At 61.9% G+C, this 15,955-nt stretch carries 14 protein-coding genes and 1 tRNA gene; 7 read left to right on the top strand and 8 right to left on the bottom strand.

The genetic code is table 11. From position 1 onward, the window contains the following. Nucleotides 1-29 precede the first annotated feature (29 nt). Nucleotides 30-1,127: a LacI family DNA-binding transcriptional regulator gene (locus tag QP904_RS02200; RefSeq protein ID WP_200288651.1), complete on the top strand. Its 1,098-nt coding sequence runs from the start codon at nt 30-32 to the stop codon at nt 1,125-1,127. Nucleotides 1,128-1,152: 25 nt separating this feature from the next. On the opposite strand, the gene otsB is transcribed toward QP904_RS02200, so the two are convergent. From otsB to thrE, 5 genes are all read right to left on the bottom strand, one after another. Then, a complete protein-coding gene (otsB, locus tag QP904_RS02195) occupies nt 1,153-1,932 on the bottom strand; it encodes a trehalose-phosphatase (RefSeq protein ID WP_284835446.1) in 780 nt (259 codons plus the stop codon). A gap of 18 nt (nt 1,933-1,950) precedes the next feature. Further along, a complete protein-coding gene (locus QP904_RS02190; protein ID WP_284835445.1) occupies nt 1,951-2,469 on the bottom strand; it encodes an META domain-containing protein in 519 nt (172 codons plus the stop codon). Beyond that, nucleotides 2,466-3,908: an alpha,alpha-trehalose-phosphate synthase (UDP-forming) gene (locus tag QP904_RS02185; RefSeq protein WP_248100138.1), complete on the bottom strand. Its 1,443-nt coding sequence runs from the start codon at nt 3,906-3,908 to the stop codon at nt 2,466-2,468. Before QP904_RS02185 ends, QP904_RS02190 begins: the two co-directional genes overlap by 4 nt. 14 nt (nt 3,909-3,922) lie before the next feature. Further along, complete coding sequence (locus QP904_RS02180; protein ID WP_023019892.1) at nt 3,923-4,282, bottom strand: hypothetical protein; 360 nt, start codon at nt 4,280-4,282, stop codon at nt 3,923-3,925. Nucleotides 4,283-4,368: 86 nt separating this feature from the next. Next, complete coding sequence (gene thrE / locus QP904_RS02175) at nt 4,369-6,105, bottom strand: threonine/serine exporter ThrE (protein ID WP_284835444.1); 1,737 nt, start codon at nt 6,103-6,105, stop codon at nt 4,369-4,371. 151 nt (nt 6,106-6,256) lie between these two features. Between thrE and QP904_RS02170 the strand changes: the two genes are divergently transcribed. Further along, nucleotides 6,257-6,329: transfer RNA gene (locus QP904_RS02170), tRNA-Thr, on the top strand. 27 nt (nt 6,330-6,356) lie between these two features. Here the strand turns inward: QP904_RS02170 and QP904_RS02165 are convergent. Both QP904_RS02165 and QP904_RS02160 read right to left on the bottom strand, forming a co-directional pair. Further along, nucleotides 6,357-6,911 (bottom strand): TetR/AcrR family transcriptional regulator, encoded by a 555-nt coding sequence (locus tag QP904_RS02165; RefSeq protein ID WP_284835443.1) that lies wholly within the window; start codon nt 6,909-6,911, stop codon nt 6,357-6,359. After that, on the bottom strand, nt 6,877-8,388 hold the full coding sequence (locus tag QP904_RS02160; RefSeq protein ID WP_284835442.1) for an MFS transporter: 1,512 nt from the start codon (nt 8,386-8,388) through the stop codon (nt 6,877-6,879). The genes QP904_RS02165 and QP904_RS02160 overlap by 35 nt, the downstream gene beginning before the upstream one ends. 172 nt (nt 8,389-8,560) lie before the next feature. On the opposite strand from QP904_RS02160, the gene QP904_RS02155 reads away from it, so the two are divergent. From QP904_RS02155 to QP904_RS02145, 3 genes are all read left to right on the top strand, one after another. Continuing rightward, on the top strand, nt 8,561-10,306 hold the full coding sequence (locus QP904_RS02155) for a pyruvate dehydrogenase (RefSeq protein WP_239205519.1): 1,746 nt from the start codon (nt 8,561-8,563) through the stop codon (nt 10,304-10,306). A gap of 186 nt (nt 10,307-10,492) precedes the next feature. Continuing rightward, the gene (locus QP904_RS02150; RefSeq protein WP_023019887.1) at nt 10,493-11,197 is read left to right on the top strand and encodes a response regulator transcription factor; all 705 of its coding nucleotides are present in this window, start codon (nt 10,493-10,495) and stop codon (nt 11,195-11,197) included. Between the two features lie 12 nt (nt 11,198-11,209). Next, the gene (locus QP904_RS02145) at nt 11,210-12,715 is read left to right on the top strand and encodes a sensor histidine kinase (RefSeq protein WP_284798039.1); all 1,506 of its coding nucleotides are present in this window, start codon (nt 11,210-11,212) and stop codon (nt 12,713-12,715) included. Here the strand turns inward: QP904_RS02145 and QP904_RS02140 are convergent. Continuing rightward, nucleotides 12,712-13,143 (bottom strand): HIT family protein, encoded by a 432-nt coding sequence (locus QP904_RS02140; protein WP_023019885.1) that lies wholly within the window; start codon nt 13,141-13,143, stop codon nt 12,712-12,714. The two genes, QP904_RS02145 and QP904_RS02140, sit on opposite strands and share 4 nt — an antisense overlap. Before the next feature lie 35 nt (nt 13,144-13,178). Here QP904_RS02140 and purD point away from each other — a divergent pair, with 35 nt between their 5' ends. Both purD and purB read left to right on the top strand, forming a co-directional pair. Further along, nucleotides 13,179-14,453 (top strand): phosphoribosylamine--glycine ligase, encoded by a 1,275-nt coding sequence (gene purD, locus QP904_RS02135; RefSeq protein WP_284835441.1) that lies wholly within the window; start codon nt 13,179-13,181, stop codon nt 14,451-14,453. 41 nt (nt 14,454-14,494) lie between these two features. Continuing rightward, entirely contained in the window at nt 14,495-15,925 is a 1,431-nt protein-coding gene (gene purB / locus QP904_RS02130) for an adenylosuccinate lyase (RefSeq protein ID WP_284835440.1), read from the top strand. Nucleotides 15,926-15,955: the final 30 nt, after the last annotated feature.

Below are 15,955 nucleotides of genomic sequence, written 5' to 3'. Positions count from 1 at the left end.
AAACGCGGCCGCGGGGTAAGCTTACGGCTATGGTGAAACGCAGCCCCACCCGCAAGACGCTGGCCTCGCTGGCCGCCGAACTGGGTGTTTCGCGCACGACGGTGTCCAATGCCTATAGCCGGCCGGACCAGCTCTCGGCCGCGACGCGCGAGCGCATTCTGGCAGCGGCGAAAGCGCGAGGGTACCCCGGGCCGGACCCCACGGCTCGCAGCCTGCGCACCCGCCGTGCGGGTGCGGTGGGCGTGCTGCTGACTGAGCACCTGTCCTATGCCTTCGAAGACATGGCCTCGGTGGATTTCTTGGCCGGCATGGCGGAGGCCTCGGCCGGCGCGCAAAGCATGCTTACCCTCATCCCGGCCGGCCCGGAGGGGGAAGCGGAAGCGACCAGCCTGGTCGGCTCGGCTGCCGTGGATGGCTTTGTGGTTTATTCCGTGGCGGCCGGGGATGCCTACCTGGAGGCGGCGCGCGGGCGCGGGCTGCCGGTGGTGGTCTGCGATCAGCCGACGGATTCGGGCCTGCCTTTTGTAGGGATCGATGACCGAGCCGCGATTGCGCCGGCTGCCCGCGCGCTGGTGGAGGCCGGCCACCGCAAGATTGGCGTGCTGGCCATTCGCCTCAAACGCGAGCGCCACGATGGCCCCATTTCCTGGGAGGAGTTGCAAGAGGCCGATATGCACGTGCAGCACGCCCGCGTCATGGGCGCTATGGACGTCTTTGCGCAGGCGGGGATCGCGCCGGAAACCGTGCCCGTGGTCACCCAGCACATCAATGATGCGCAAACCACGCGGGCGGCCGCGCAGTTGCTTCTCGACGCCCACCCTGACCTCACCGCAGTCCTGTGCACCACCGACTCCATGGCGCTGGGCGTGATGACCTATGCGCGCGAACGGGGCATCGATATTCCCAGTGAGCTTTCCGTCACCGGCTTTGACGGCATCGATGCGGCGCAGCGCCTTGGCTTGACGACCATCATCCAGCCCAATAAGGCCAAAGGCGCCGCCGCCGGCCACATGCTCTCTAACCTCATCGCCGCCGCGGATAATGCGGCGGCGGCCGTGCCGGCGGTGTCGCGGCGGGTACTGCGGACGAATTTCGCGGCGGGGCGGACCGTGGCACCACCGCGTTAAGTCGGGGCAGGCCGGGGTTTACCGGCTAGGCGTCGTCGCCGCCGGAGTGACCTATATGGGCCGCGCGGGCGGTGGCAAGCTCAGTGAGGAAGTGGGCGACGGCGTCGACGTCGGCAAGCTGCACTACGGCCGCCGTATCGCCCTCGCCTACCTTGACACCGACGTCCGGCGGCTGATGGAGGGCGCGGAAACCGTCCTCGTCGGTGACATCATCGCCCAAAAAGACCATGGCGGTGGCGCCGGTACGCTCGCGTAGCTCGTCTAACCACGTGCCCTTGGTGGCCTGAGTGGCAGAAAACTCCACGACGGACTTACCGGCCGTGCGTGGGAAGCCGCCCGGGTCGAGTGCGAGACCGGCTTCATAAGCCTGGGCGGCAGCTTCTGGGTCGGTATCCTCGAGCGCCCGCAGGTGCAGTACGCGCTGGAAGGGCTTGACCTCGATATCCGCGCCTGGGAAGCGCTCCATAATTGCGCGGATCTCGGTTTCCTTGGCGGTCAGATGCTCGCGCATCGCGGGAGTTAGATCCGTTTCTTCCCAAGAGGATTCGGCGCCATGGGATCCGCCGAATAGCACGGGCTCGCGCAGTGGACACACGCGCTGCAGGCCTGCGAGGTGGCGGCCGGACAGCACGGCCGCGGTGGTATGCGGCAGGTGAGCAAGTTTATCCAAGGCGCGTAGGGAGTCTTGGTTCATCTCGACGTCGTAGATGGCCGTGGCAAAGGGGGAGAGCGTGCCGTCAAAATCCGAGACCACCGCGAGGTGCTCGGCGGCGGCAAGGGCCTTGATTGTGGTGGAAAGCGTCATGGCTTCCAGCCTACGTATTTAATTGCCGAGGGAAACCAATTTGATAGACGGCGAGTCCACCTCATCTGTAACCAGCTCTAAGACCAGCTGGTTATTGCTATTGACGGTGTAGTGGAAATCGCGGCCAGTGGAAATCAAGTTGCGCAGCAGGTTATCGGCCCACACGGACGCGCCATGGCAATCCTGGGCGGTCTCGTCATAATCCACCTCATCAAAGTGCAGGCGGTTGCCATCCTGGATATTTTGGCGCTCCTCATCGGCGGAATAGGTCACCTTTCCCACCATTTGGGTGCAGCCGGTGGTGCCTACCAGCGTAGATTCACCAAAGCTCAACGTGGGGGCCTGCGGGATGGATTCCGGGATGGTAGAGGCAGCATCCGGGGTGGTGTTGATGGAGACTACCTGCCACTGCTTATCCAGGATCTGCTCATCACCAGGGGCCTGGGGCTCTTCTTCGCCGGAGCCGCAGGCAACGAGCAGCGTGGCGGCGCACGCAGCGGCGAGCGGAGTAATGAGGCGGTTACAGCGAGGCATCATGCGCCAGCCTCCTCGGCGTCGGCATGGCGCAGGCAGCTCAGGAAGGACTGGGACCATAGCTGTACGTCGTGCTCAGTGACCTGCTGGTGCATGGTAAGCATGCGCTGGGACATGGCAGAGGGGGCATCGTCAAGTGCGGTGAGCGCATTGAGCAAGGCGGCCTTGACGGACTCGATATCGAAGGGATTGCACAGGTAGGCCTGGCTGAGCTCATCGGCAGCGCCGGCAAACTCAGAGAGCACTAGCGCGCCCGAACCATCGTCGTGGCAGGCCACGTATTCCTTGGCCACCAGATTCATGCCATCCTTGAAGGGGGTGACCAGCATGACATCGGCCATGCGGTAGTAGCAGCGCAGGAGGCTCTTGGCTACGCCCCGGTGCTGATAGTGCACCACTGGGTGGCCCACGCGGGCAAAGCGCCCGTTGATGCGGCCTACGGCTTCTTCGACTTTGGAGCGGGTGGCCTTGTAATGATCAAGTCGCTCGCGCGACGGCGTGGCCAGCTGCACCATTGCTACTTCTTCCGGGTCGAGTGCTCCGGACTCCAGCAGCTCCTCAAAAGCAGTCAGCCGCTGCAGGATGCCCTTGGTGTAATCGAGGCGATCCACTCCCAGGATAATGCGCTGGGGCGAGCCCAGCTCTTCGCGCAGCTTGGCGACGTCCCGCTCATCCTCCGCAGTGAACCTGGCAAAGTCCTTCGCGGCGATAGAGATGGGAAAAGCCCCCACGCCGATGGTGCGTCCTTGCGGTAGGTGAATATGTGCGGTGACCTCGCGGGTACTGGCCTCGCCTTCCACGTCGAGGCCGTGGCGGCGGGCGAGTTCCAGGAAGTTGCGGGCATTGGCCTCCAAGTGGAAGCCAATGAGATCCGCGCCGAGCAGCCCGCGCACGAGTTCCTCTCGCCAGGGCAGCTGACGGAAGAGATCGGCAGAAGGGAAGGGGATGTGCAAGAAGAACCCGATGGTGAGATCGGGGCGCTTTTGGCGCAGGATGCCGGGCAAAAGTTGTAGCTGGTAGTCCTGGACCCACACGGTGGCACCCTCGGCGGCGACCTCGGCTACCTCATCTGCAAAGCGCAGGTTGACCTCGCGATAGGCGTGCCACCAATCGCGGTCGTAGGTAGGGGTGACGATGAGATCGTGGTAGAGCGGCCACAGGGTGGCATTGGAAAAGCCCTCATAAAAGCCCTCGAAATCGGACTCGGTGAGCTTGACCGGATGCAGCAGCACGCCGGCATCGGTGCGGAAGGGCTCAGGTGCGGTGTCAGTCACGCCGGGCCACCCTACCCAGCAGCCCTGATGGGACTCCAGGACCGGGGACAAGGCGGTGACCAGTCCGCCTGGCGAGGGTGTCCACGTATGGCTGCCATCGGGCCGGGTTTCTAGATCAACCGGCAGGCGGTTGGCCACCACCACGAAGTCATTGCCATGCTCACTCATGGTGCAAGAATAACTTAAGACTTCTTAGCAGACTTCTTTGTTGCCTTCTTAGAGGCCTTCTTCGTCGCTTTCTTCGTGGCCTTCTTGGTCGACTTCTTTGTCGATTTCTTGGTGGACTTTTTGGTCGACTTCTTCGTGGACTTCTTGCTGGATTTCTTGGTCGACTTCTTCGGGGCGGCATCGGCCTGCTCCGCCAGAACCTTCTTGTGTACCAAGCCCTTGGGCTCCACGCCCAGCATGGACATCAGGGTCACGCCGTCGAGGAAGTCTTGGGCGTAGGTGGCCACGATGCGGCGGGCTGCGCGGGAGGTCTCCTCCTCAAGGGCGTGATTCTGGTCAGCCTGTGGGTGGGTGTCTTGGACCTTGGGTGGCACGACGTGTCCTCCTGAACGTTGTGGAAACTACTTAAGCGCTTGCAAGAAAAGCTATCAGAGCAAATATTGTACGCTACCGGCGGCGTTTAAGACCGCTCGGGTCCGGATTCGGTGCCCGGCTGCTCCGGTTTTTGGGCACGAAACGTTTCGGTGCCCGGCACGGTATAGGTGGTCTTCTCGTGCTGCTGCGGCTGCGCCGGCCACTGAGAATCCTCCGGCCACAGGTCCGCGGCGGAGCGGGTACGCGGCCCGTGGTTTTGGGCCTCGTGGCGCGGGTGCTGCTGCGGCTGCTTCGGCCCGAGCTTGGGTGGTAACTCCGGGCGATTGACGCGCGGGGCAAACGGGGACATGGGCACGCGCGGGATTCGCGGGGCCTTGCGGGCCAAGTGCGTGGCCTTATGGAAGGAGAAGCGGCCGATGCGCTTGAACGTGGAGTAGGGGCGGAAGTACTGCGGGCGACGCAGGCGACGGGCCACGCGCTCGCCTAACACCACTCCGGCGGCCAGGGCGCCGGAAATGGCTAGCGCCATTGCCATGTTGGTAAAGCCGGTAATCATCTGCTCATTAAGCGAGGCGTACATGCCGCGGTAGAGCATGAGGCCGGGGAGCATCGGCGTATAGCCCACGATCATGGTGATAAGCGGTGGGATACCCCAGCGGCGCGACATCAAGCCGCCGGCCAGGCCGACGACGACGGCAGACAGACCCGAGGCAATCACTGGGCCGACGCCGAAGGGCACCACCACAAAGTAATAGAAAATCATGCCGGCCGCGGCCGTAAGCCCCGACATGGTGATCTCAATCCAGGCGGCCCCGCAGGCTAGCGCAAAGGCGGCGGAGCCGGTGCCACCGAGCACCACCAGCAGCGGAATCTCGTGGTAGACCGGCGGAGCCAGCGTGGCCAGCGGCGGAAGATTAAAGCCCAGCGAATCAGCCAGCTGGATGCCCACGCCTACGCCGGCGATGATGGCGCCGGTAGATAGCAGCGCCTCAAAGAAGCGGGCCGAGGAGGTTACGGGGGCGCGCGTGATGCCGTCGACCAGCGATTGCACCAGGGTCAGCCCCGCCACCAGCACGATGATGCCGGAGGCGATGATTTGTGCCGGCGAGAAATTAATGCCGAACGAGGCCGCCACGTTGTACAAAATGGCGGCCGGGAAGACAGCGAAGAAGCCGCCGACCACATTCTGATAGAAGGGCGGCAAGCGATAGTTGGCCAACCAAGCGTTCAATCCCATGATGAAGGTGGAAACCACAAAGGCCACCACGCCGACGAGCAGGTCTCCGCCGAGCATCATGGAAATCAGGCCACCCATCGCGCCCCAGCCGAGCATTACCGTGGACGGCTTATAAGGCGCGGGCATGCGGTCAATCTCGTCGAGGCGCTGCTCCGCCATGGCCGGTGGCATCTGGCCGGAGTGGATAGAGCGAATGAGTTTATCGACGGCCGAGAGCTTGGAAAAATCCACGCCAATGCTCGGCACCACACGGAAGACGTGCAGGTTTTGGCGCTGCTCGCCGGTGCCGATGGTGGTGTGGATGGTGATGGTATTCATCAAGATATCCACGTGGCAGTAGTGCAAGCCATAGGAAGATGCTGCCAGGTGTACCTGGGCGCGGGCATCCGAGTTAGCCGTACCGGCGCCGATGAGGATTTCACCAATGCGGGCGGCGATCTCCATGACGCCGGTGACTTGAGCGGCATCATGGAGATCGACCGGGGCGAGTGGCGATGGCGGCGGTGCGGCTTTAGCCGCGTCGATGATGGCTACTTGGCCCGAGGAAGCGCGCAGGCGCTCCCGCATAGCGGACAAAAATGACACGGAAATAACCCTCGAAAAAGCGCTGAGAAAGTGGGATAGATTCTGCCTGAACTTTAGCCCCTGTACCCTGTCAATGCATAGATGGGGGACCGGCTTTCCCTTTAGCGTTGGTGCTCGGGTACTATGCAACGAGCGGGATATCTCCCTCGGTGCTGGAGTGGCGCAATTGGTAGCGCAACGCACTTGTAATGCGTAGGTTGCGAGTTCAAGTCTCGTCTCCAGCTCAAAAGGAGGCTGGGTCCAGCGTGGGCCTAGCCTTCGTGGTGTTTTGTGGGGGCATCAATGAGCCCAAAAAGCCGGTCAACCATGCGTTGGCGGTTAGCGGGGGAGAGCTTGCGCTGGTTGAGGTGATCGTGCACCCACAGCCCCGTACTAAGCAACATGACGAGCAGGTCATCCTCGTCGGTCTCGGCGGCGGAGGGATCCACCATCCACCGTGCATCCACATCTGCCCATTGGGCAGAAAAATCTGGGTGAGTCTGGGAGTGCACACACATCAGCAGCTTGACGAGCGGATCCTTTTTGCCCATGGAGAGTACCAAGGCGCGGGAGCGCTCGGCCAAGCTGAGCTCGCTGGCAGGGTGGCCGCCGGCTAGTTGCTCGAGCTCTTCTTCCCAGCGCTCAGCGCAAAAGCGGTGACAATCTACCAGCAGGTTGTGGCGGGTAGGAAAGTGGTAGATGAGACCGGACTTGGACATGCCGGTCGCCTGCGCCAGGGAGTCATAGGTAAGGCCGGAGACATCCTCGGCGGCGATGATGTCGAGCGCAGCTTCAAGGGCTGCGGTCTTTTTGTTGATTCGCGGCATGGGGATCTCCTGATTTGGGGTTATCGCGGAAGCACCAGGCGGTTATCGCGGCTAGGAGTAAGGCGAAGCAAGCCAGGCCGCCGATGGTGGAAAGATACCCGGCATTGTAGGCGCTGGCGGCGGTCGCGTGGGAAGCGGGGTGATGCAGCGCGTCGGTTCCTAGTTCTGCGAGGTGAGGTGGGAGTTCGCGGGCCATGAGTAAAGGCACGAGGGTGCCGGTCAGGGCAATGGAAATCAGGGTGCCAAATTCATAGGAGACCGCCTCTACGCCAGCGGCCATGCCGGTGCGGTGGAGGGGCGCGGCATTGATGATGGCGGTTGAGGATACGGACATGGCAAGGCCCGCGCCTAGGCCGGTGAGGACGAGCGCGACAACGAGTAGGGCAAGCGCCTCGCCTCGGGTTGCGAGCAGCAGGATCATGCCGGTGGCCATAAGGAGGAATCCGCCGCTTATGAGCGGGAGGAATCCCAGGCGATGCAATGTGGCGCCGCCCAAGATGGAGGTAGGGATGGCAGATAGCGCCATGGCGGAGATGATAAGGCCGGCGTGGAGGGGGGAGAGGGCGTCGACAAGCTGCAGCTTTTGGGTGCTGAGCAGCTCCAGGCCGGACATTCCGAACATGGCGCCGCCGGCCGCTAAGGCCCCGCCGCTGAAGACGCGGGAACCAAAGATGTCGAAGGTCAGAAGGGGATCTGCCAAGCGGGTCTGGCGGTGGGCAAAGGCGAGCGCGCCGCAGACGAAGACAGCAGCCGCAGCGACGCTCACCGGCCACGCGTGTGGCAGGGATTTAATGGCCAGTACCAGGCTGGTAAGAGTGATAAGGGAATACAGGGACGAAGGAAAGTCCCAGTGTTTAAGGGGATTTGGGGCGTTTGGCGGAGCTAGGAGCAAGGTCAACGCGAGGGCAAGGGCCACGACCGGGACATTGAGTAGGAATACTGAGCCCCACCAGAAGTGCTCCAAAAAGAAGCCGCCCACGGTGGGGCCGGCCGCCGCGCCGATGACGGCGACGGAACCCCAAATGCCAATGGCCGTGTTGCGCTCCACCTCATCGGGAAAGGTAAGGCGGATAAGCGCAAGGCTCGATGGCATCATGATGGCGGCGCCGCAGCCAAGGAAGGCCCGGCTTAGGACCAGCGCCCAGGCGCTGGGGGAATAGGCGGCGAGTAGGGAGGCGCCGCCGAAAATGGCCAGACCGATGAGGAACATCCGCCGGTGACCGGTGCGATCACCTAGCGTGCCGGTGCCGAGAAGGAGGCCGGAGAGTACCAACGCGTAGGCGTTGATAATCCAGAGCTGCTGGGTATCAGTGGTGTGCAATTGCTGCGATAGCTGCGGCAATGCGGTGTAGAGGATGGAATTATCCAGCCCAACCATGAGTAACCCCAGAGAGATGACGGCGCAGAAAGACCACCGCTGCGCGGCCGTGGAGGCCGGAGCGGTAAGGCTTCGTGCGCGGGGCGGGTGGATACTCATAGCAGAGTAAACAGTACCGAACGGTCGTTATAGTTTACAGTCAAAGATAGGTTAGTATTACCTTCCTCACAGCTGGACGCAGTGTGTGAGTGTATAGGAGAATAGTGGACTTTCCTGCAGTGTAAGTAGCACAGTGGTATTAGCACCAATTAAGAGTTAAGGATGATAATTAATGGCACGTAACTATGCAGAACAGCTAGTTGACACCCTAGAAAAGCAGGGTGTCGAGCGCATTTATGGCCTGGTCGGTGACTCTCTGAATCCGATTGTGGATGCAGTTCGTCGCTCCTCCATCGAGTGGATTCACGTCCGCAATGAGGAGGCTGCAGCCTTCGCCGCTGAGGCAGATTCCCTGACCACCGGCAAGCTGGCAGTATGTGCTGCATCCTGCGGTCCGGGCAACACTCACCTCATCCAGGGCCTGTATGACGCCCACCGCAACGGCGCCAAGGTTCTGGCACTGGCTTCCCATATTCCATCCCGCCAGATCGGCTCCAAGTTCTTCCAGGAGACCCACCCAGAGGCAATCTTCCAGGAGTGCTCTGGTTATTGCGAGATGGTCAATTCCGCTGAGCAGGGCGGCGTTGTCCTGCACCATGCCATCCAGTCCACTATGGCAGGCAACGGTGTTTCCGTCCTGGTCATCCCGGGCGACGTCTCCATGCAGGACGCCGACGATGACTCCTTTGTGGAGTCCAAGATTTCTACTGGTCGCCCAGTCGTCTTCCCGGACCCAGCCGAGGCTGCGGCCCTGACCCAGGCCATCAACGAGGCTAAGACTGTCACCCTCTTCGTTGGCGCTGGCGTCAAGGATGCCCGCGAACAGGTGCTGAAGCTGGCGGAGAAGATTAAGGCTCCTATCGGCCACGCCCTGGGTGGCAAGATGTACATCCAGTACGAGAACCCATTCGATGTGGGCATGAACGGCCTGCTGGGCTACGGCGCAGCACACGAGGCCACCCACGAGGCTGACCTGCTCATCCTGTTGGGTACCGACTTCCCGTATAACGACTTCCTGCCGGATGCCAATGTGGCACAGGTGGACATCAACGGCTCCCACATCGGCCGCCGCACCAAGATTTCTTATCCGGTTACCGGCGATGTAGCCGCTACCATCGAAAACATCCTGCCGCACGTGGATGAGAAGAAGGACCGCTCCTTCTTGGACAAGATGCTCAAGAAGCACTACGGCAAGCTGGAGCACGTCGTGGAGGCCTACACCTCCAACGTGGATAAGCACACCCCGATCCACCCAGAGTACGTTGCAGACCTCATTGATAGGAACGCGGATGAAGATGCCATCTTCACCGTCGATACCGGCATGTGCAACGTGTGGGGCGCTCGCTACATCACTGCCAACGGCAAGCGCGAGCAGATTGGCTCCTTCCGCCACGGCACCATGGCCAACGCCCTGCCACAGGCGCTGGGTGCACAGGCCGCTAACCCTGGCCGTCAGGTCATCACCTTCTCTGGTGACGGCGGACTATCCATGCTGATGGGTGAGCTGCTGACCGTAAAGCTCCACAACCTGCCTATCAAGATGTTCGTGTTCAATAACTCTTCCCTGGGCATGGTCAAGCTGGAGATGCTGGTGCAGGGCCTGCCAGAGCACGAGACCGACCACGAGTCTGTCAACTTTGCCAAGATTGCAGAGGCTTCCGGTATCAAGCACTTCCGCATCGAGGATCCGAAGGAAGCTCCGGAGCAGATCAAGAAGGCGTTGGCCTACAACGGCCCGGCTCTTATCGACGTCGTTACTGACCCCAACGCCCTGTCCCTGCCACCAACGCTGACCATCGAGCAGCTCATGGGCTTCTCCAAGGCTGCAACCCGCACTGTTCTGGACGGTGGTGTGGGCCAGATGATCACCATGGCAAAGTCCAACCTGCGCAACATCCCACGCCCGCAGGACTTCTAAGTAGCGCGCCGCGTTAGTTACCACGCTCTTCCTTAACGGAGGAGGGGCGTGGTTTTCTTTTGCAGTGACCAGGGCGAGCATCTATGTTCACAGGATTCAGGCAGAAACTCTTCAGTAGGCTGGGAAGCAAGCGTGTCATGATTGCGTGATAGAAAATCGCAACCTTTAAGGGAGTCTGAGGAGAACATGGAAGACAAAAAACTCGCCAAGGTTCTTGTCGTCGATGACGAGCCCAATATTGTGGAGCTGCTCACCGTATCGTTGAAGTTCCAGAACTTCGAGGTCTTCAGCGCCAATTCCGGCCACGAGGCGCTGCGCGTAGCCCGTGAGGTAAACCCTGATGCCTACATCCTGGACGTGATGATGCCGGGTATGGACGGCTTCGAGCTGCTAGGAAAGCTGCGTCAGGAGGGGCTGGACGGCCCAGTGCTGTACCTCACGGCAAAGGATGGGGTGGACCAGCGCATCCACGGCCTGACCATCGGCGCGGATGATTATGTGACCAAGCCATTTAGCCTGGAAGAGGTCATTACCCGCCTGCGTGTCATCATGCGCCGCGGTGGTGCGGCGGAAGAATCCACCAACGACGCCACCATGAGCTACGCAGATTTGACGCTTAATGATGACACCCATGAGGTCACCAAGGCCGGTGAGCTCATCGAGCTTTCCCCCACTGAGTTCAATCTGCTGCGCTACCTCATGCAGAACAAAGAAGTGGTGCTGTCTAAGTCCAAGATTTTGGATAACGTGTGGCACTACGATTTCGGCGGCGATGGCAACGTGGTCGAGTCCTATATCTCCTACCTGCGCCGCAAGATTGATACGGGCGATACCCAGTTGATCCACACCGTGCGCGGCGTGGGTTATGTACTGCGCACCCCGCGCTCCTAAAGTGCTGTAGTAATGGAAGATTCACAGGAGACCCAGGGCCAGGCGCCTGCGCCAGCGGCAGCGCGCCCGCAATCCATGTGGCATGAAGGCCTAGGGCAAGACGAGGGGGAGGACAAGTCCTCCAAGCGGCGGATGTTTTCCCAGATTCCGCAGGCAATGCCGCTGCGAACGTGGTTGGTCATCCTCCTTGTCGTAGTCTCTGGGCTGGGTATTACAGGCTCGTCCTTTGCGGTGAACTCCATTATGCGCAATGTGCTCTTTAATAACGTCGATGATGAGCTGCGCTCCGCATCGACTACGTGGGCACGCGATATCAGCAATGACTTCTTTATCGGTGATCACACCAAGCGCCCGCCTACCGAATACGTGGTGCTGAACTACCTGCCCAATGGCACCATCCGCTATTCGGGGCCGTCTTCGACCACACCGAATGCGGAGAATATCCCGCTTGGCGGTTATCCCACCACCGTTGGGTCCATCGAGAACAATACCAAGTGGCGCGCGCTGGCTTTTGCGGATTCTAATGGCGTCATCACGGTCATCGCTAAGGATATGACCCATGAAAAGGAAATCCTGCACGGCCTGGCGATGGTGCAGGTGACCATCGCCGCCATCGCCTTGGCCGCCATTGCGGCCGTGGGTTTCTGGTTTATCCGCAGGGCGTTGCGGCCGCTGCGGGTGGTGGAAAAGACGGCGTCGGAAATCGCGGCGGGCGACCTGGACAAGCGCGTTCCCAAGTGGCCGCTGCATACCGAGGTGGGCCAGCTGGCCGCCGCGCTCAATATCATGTTGGGGCAGCTGCAACGCTCCGTCGTGCGTGCGCAGGACAAAGAGGAACAGATGCGCCGCTTCGTAGGCGATGCCTCACACGAGTTGCGCACGCCGCTTACTAGCCTGCGCGGCTATACCGAGCTTTATCGCTCCGGTGCCACCAAGGACGTGGACATGGTCTTTTCAAAGATCGATGATGAATCGAAGCGCATGTCCCTGCTGGTGGAGGACTTGCTGGCGCTTACCCGCGCCGAGGGCACACGCCTCGACCTGCGTCCGGTGGATCTATTGGAGCTGGCCCTGTCCGTAGGCTCGTCCGCGCGTGCTGCCTTCCCCGGCCGCGAGATTAAGGTAGCCAATGACGCCAAATCTATTCCGGTGGTAAACGGCGATGCCAGCCGCCTCCACCAGGTGCTGCTTAATCTAGTAACCAATGGCATCCGCCACGGCGGCGAGGGTGCCACGGTGACGCTGCGCCTGCGCCGCGAAGCCAATGACGTGCTGATCGATGTCATCGATGATGGCAAAGGCATGTCCAAAGAGGACGCGGCGCATATCTTCGAGCGCTTCTACCGTGCGGATACCTCGCGCACCCGCGATACCGGCGGTTCCGGCCTGGGCTTGGCCATCGTCCACTCCCTAGTGGAACAGCACGATGGCAGCATTAGCGTCGACTCCGAGCTCGGCCGCGGCACCACCTTTACGGTGCGCCTGCCCGCGCTTGCCGACGCCCCCTCTGAGTCCTAGTCCTCCTCGCGAAAGCCTTCCTCGTTGCAGCCCAGGTGCTGGCGGATGCGGGCGGCCGCCTCATCCATCGCGGCATCGTCGGTGTTATCGGCGTCGAAGGCCTTGGCAAAGTCATACTCTTCCATCTTTTCGGTAGGGAAGAGGTGGATGTGGGTATGCGGGACGTCGAATCCGGCGATGATGTAGCCAGTGCGCGGGGTATTGAACGCGGTCTTGATGGCACCGCCGATTTCCAGGGCGACCTCGTTGAGGTGGGCCCAGGTCTGCGGATCCAGGTCGGTCCACTTATCTACTTCCTCGATGGGAACGACCAAGGTGTGGCCGTAGCGCAGCGGCTCAATGGAGAGGAAAGCCACGCAGGTCTCATCGCGGTAGACAAAGCGAGCGGGTAGTTCACCGTTAATGATCTTGCTAAATACAGAAGCCATGTGTGCCAGGCTACCCGCTGGTTATGATGGTGGGCATGCGCATTCTCGTAATTGGTTCGGGCGGCCGTGAACACGCCCTTGTTAAGGGCCTGTCCGCCGACCCCCAGAGCACCGAAATCCATGCCGCGCCGGGCAGCGCGGCCATGTCCACTCTCGCCACAGTCCACCCGGAATACTCCCAGGTAGATGATGCGGACCGCATGGTAGAACTGGCCCGAGATATCGCCGCCGATCTCGTCGTCATCGGCCCCGAGGTGCCGCTCGTTGCTGGCGTGGCAGATGCCCTGCGCGCCGCCGGCATCTCGGTCTTCGGACCTAACAAGGAAGCAGCCCAGATCGAGGGATCCAAGGCCTTTGCCAAGAACGTTATGGAGGCGGCAGGAGTCAAGACCGCTCGCGCAGAACAGCTACGCCCAGGTGCGGCCGAGGAAGACATTGAGGCCGCGCTCGACCGCTTCGGCCCACAGTTTGTAGTCAAAGACGATGGCCTTGCCGGTGGCAAGGGCGTGGTGGTCACCGCGGACCGTGCCGCTGCCCGCGCTCACGTAGACGCCGTCCTTGCCGCCGGCAATCCGGTGCTGCTGGAGTCTTTTCTCGATGGACCGGAAATTTCGCTTTTCTGCCTGGTTGACGGCGAGACCGTCGTCCCGCTGCTGCCAGCTCAGGACCACAAGCGCGCCTATGACAACGACGAAGGCCCCAATACCGGCGGCATGGGGGCGTACACCCCGTTGCCGTGGCTGCCGGAGGAGGGCGTGCAGCGCATCGTGGACGAGGTCTGCGCCCCTGTGGCCAAGGAGATGGTGCGCCGCGGCACCCCATATTCCGGCCTGCTTTATGCCGGCTTGGCGTGGGGCGAAGAAGGCCCGGCCGTAGTCGAGTTCAACTGCCGCTTCGGCGATCCAGAGACCCAGGCCGTGCTTTCCCTTCTCAAGTCGCCATTGGCCGAGGCCCTCCACGCCACCGCGACTGGTACCCTGGCCGAGCTCGCGCCGCTGGAATGGGAGGATGGCTTCGCCGTTATCGTTGTCATGGCGGCAGAAGGCTACCCGGCCTCCCCGCGCAAGGGCGATGCCATCTCCGGAGCTGCGCTGGATGATCCGCAACGCGTCCTGCACGCCGGCACCGTGCATACCGATGGCGCCTACCGCACCGCGGGCGGTCGCGTGCTTAGCGTGCTGGGAAAGGGATCCACGCTGGCTGAAGCGCGAGCAGACGCCTACGCCACCGTCGACGGCATCGAGTTTGCGGGTGGTTTTGTCCGCCGGGACATCGGCAAGCGAGCAGAAGACGGTGAGATTTCTCTCTAACCCTTCACCCCGCGGTGGGGCAGGCATGGAATAATAGCCACGTGGCTGAAAAGAAGAAGATTTCCAACGTCCTGTCCTCCCGCTATGCCTCCGCAGAGCTGTCCAATATCTGGAGCCCGGAGCATAAAATCATCCTAGAGCGCAAGCTCTGGATTGCGGTTATGCGCGCCCAAAAGGATTTGGGCGTAGACATCCCCTCCAAAGCCATCGATGCCTACGAGGCCGTGGTGGAAGACGTGAACCTCGAGTCCATCGCGGAGCGCGAGCGCGTCACCCGCCACGATGTGAAGGCCCGCATCGAGGAGTTCAATGCGCTGGCCGGTTACGAGCACATCCACAAGGGCATGACCAGCCGCGATCTCACCGAGAACGTGGAACAACTGCAAATCCACACCTCGCTGGAGATCATCCGCGATAAGGCCATCGCCGTGGTCTCCCGCATCGGCCGTCACGCCGCCGAGTACCAGTCCCTGGTTATGGCCGGCCGCTCCCATAATGTGGCCGCGCAGGCCACCACCCTGGGCAAGCGCTTTGCTACGGCCGGCGACGAGATGTTGCTGGCCATAGAGCGCGTCGAAGAGCTTCTTGCGCGCTACCCGCTGCGCGGCATCAAGGGGCCAATGGGCACCTCCCAGGACATGCTCGATCTCATGGGCGGCTCCGAAGACAAACTTGCCTCCCTAGAGACCGCCATCGCGGATTACCTGGGCTTCCACCGCATCTTCAACTCCGTGGGCCAGGTCTACCCACGCTCCCTCGACTTCGACGCCATCTCCGCCCTAGTGGAGCTCGGCGCCGCCCCGTCCTCGTTGGCCACCACCATCCGCCTGATGGCCGGCAATGAGACCGTCACCGAAGGCTTCAAGGAAGGCCAGGTCGGCTCTTCTGCCATGCCGCACAAGATGAACGCCCGCTCCTGCGAGCGCGTCGGCGGCCTGCAGGTCATCCTCCGCGGCTACCTCACCATGGCCGCAGACCTGGCCGGCCAGCAGTGGAACGAAGGCGATGTCTTCTGCTCGGTCGTCCGCCGCGTCGCGCTTCCCGACGCCTTCTTTGCCCTCGACGGCCAATTCGAAACCTTCCTCACCGTCCTCGACGAGTTCGGCGCCTTCCCCGCCATGATTGACCGCGAATTGGAGCGCTACCTGCCCTTCCTGGCTACCACCCGCATCCTCATGGCGGCCGTGCGTGCCGGCGTGGGCCGCGAGACTGCCCACGAGGTCATCAAGGAAAACGCCGTAGCCGTTGCGCTTAATATGCGCGAAAACGGCGGCGAGCAGGACTTGGTCCAGCGCCTTGCTGCCGATGACCGCCTGCCCATGGACGAGTCCGACCTCGAGGCCGCCCTGGCCGATAAGCACGCCTTCATCGGCGCTGCCGAGTCCCAGGTCAACCAGGTGCTCAACCGCATTAACGCCTTGGTAGGCGAGCACCCCAAGGCCGCCGCCTATACCCCGGGCGAAATCCTCTAGCCCGCATTTTCCGGCTCCCTTCGCAATTCG

Origin of the sequence: Corynebacterium nasorum (genome assembly GCF_030229765.1) — a bacterium.
Taxonomy (GTDB): Bacteria; Actinomycetota; Actinomycetes; order Mycobacteriales; family Mycobacteriaceae; genus Corynebacterium; species Corynebacterium kefirresidentii.
The sequence above is the reverse complement of the archived record's forward strand: the minus strand, read 5'-3'. Positions and strand labels throughout refer to the sequence as shown.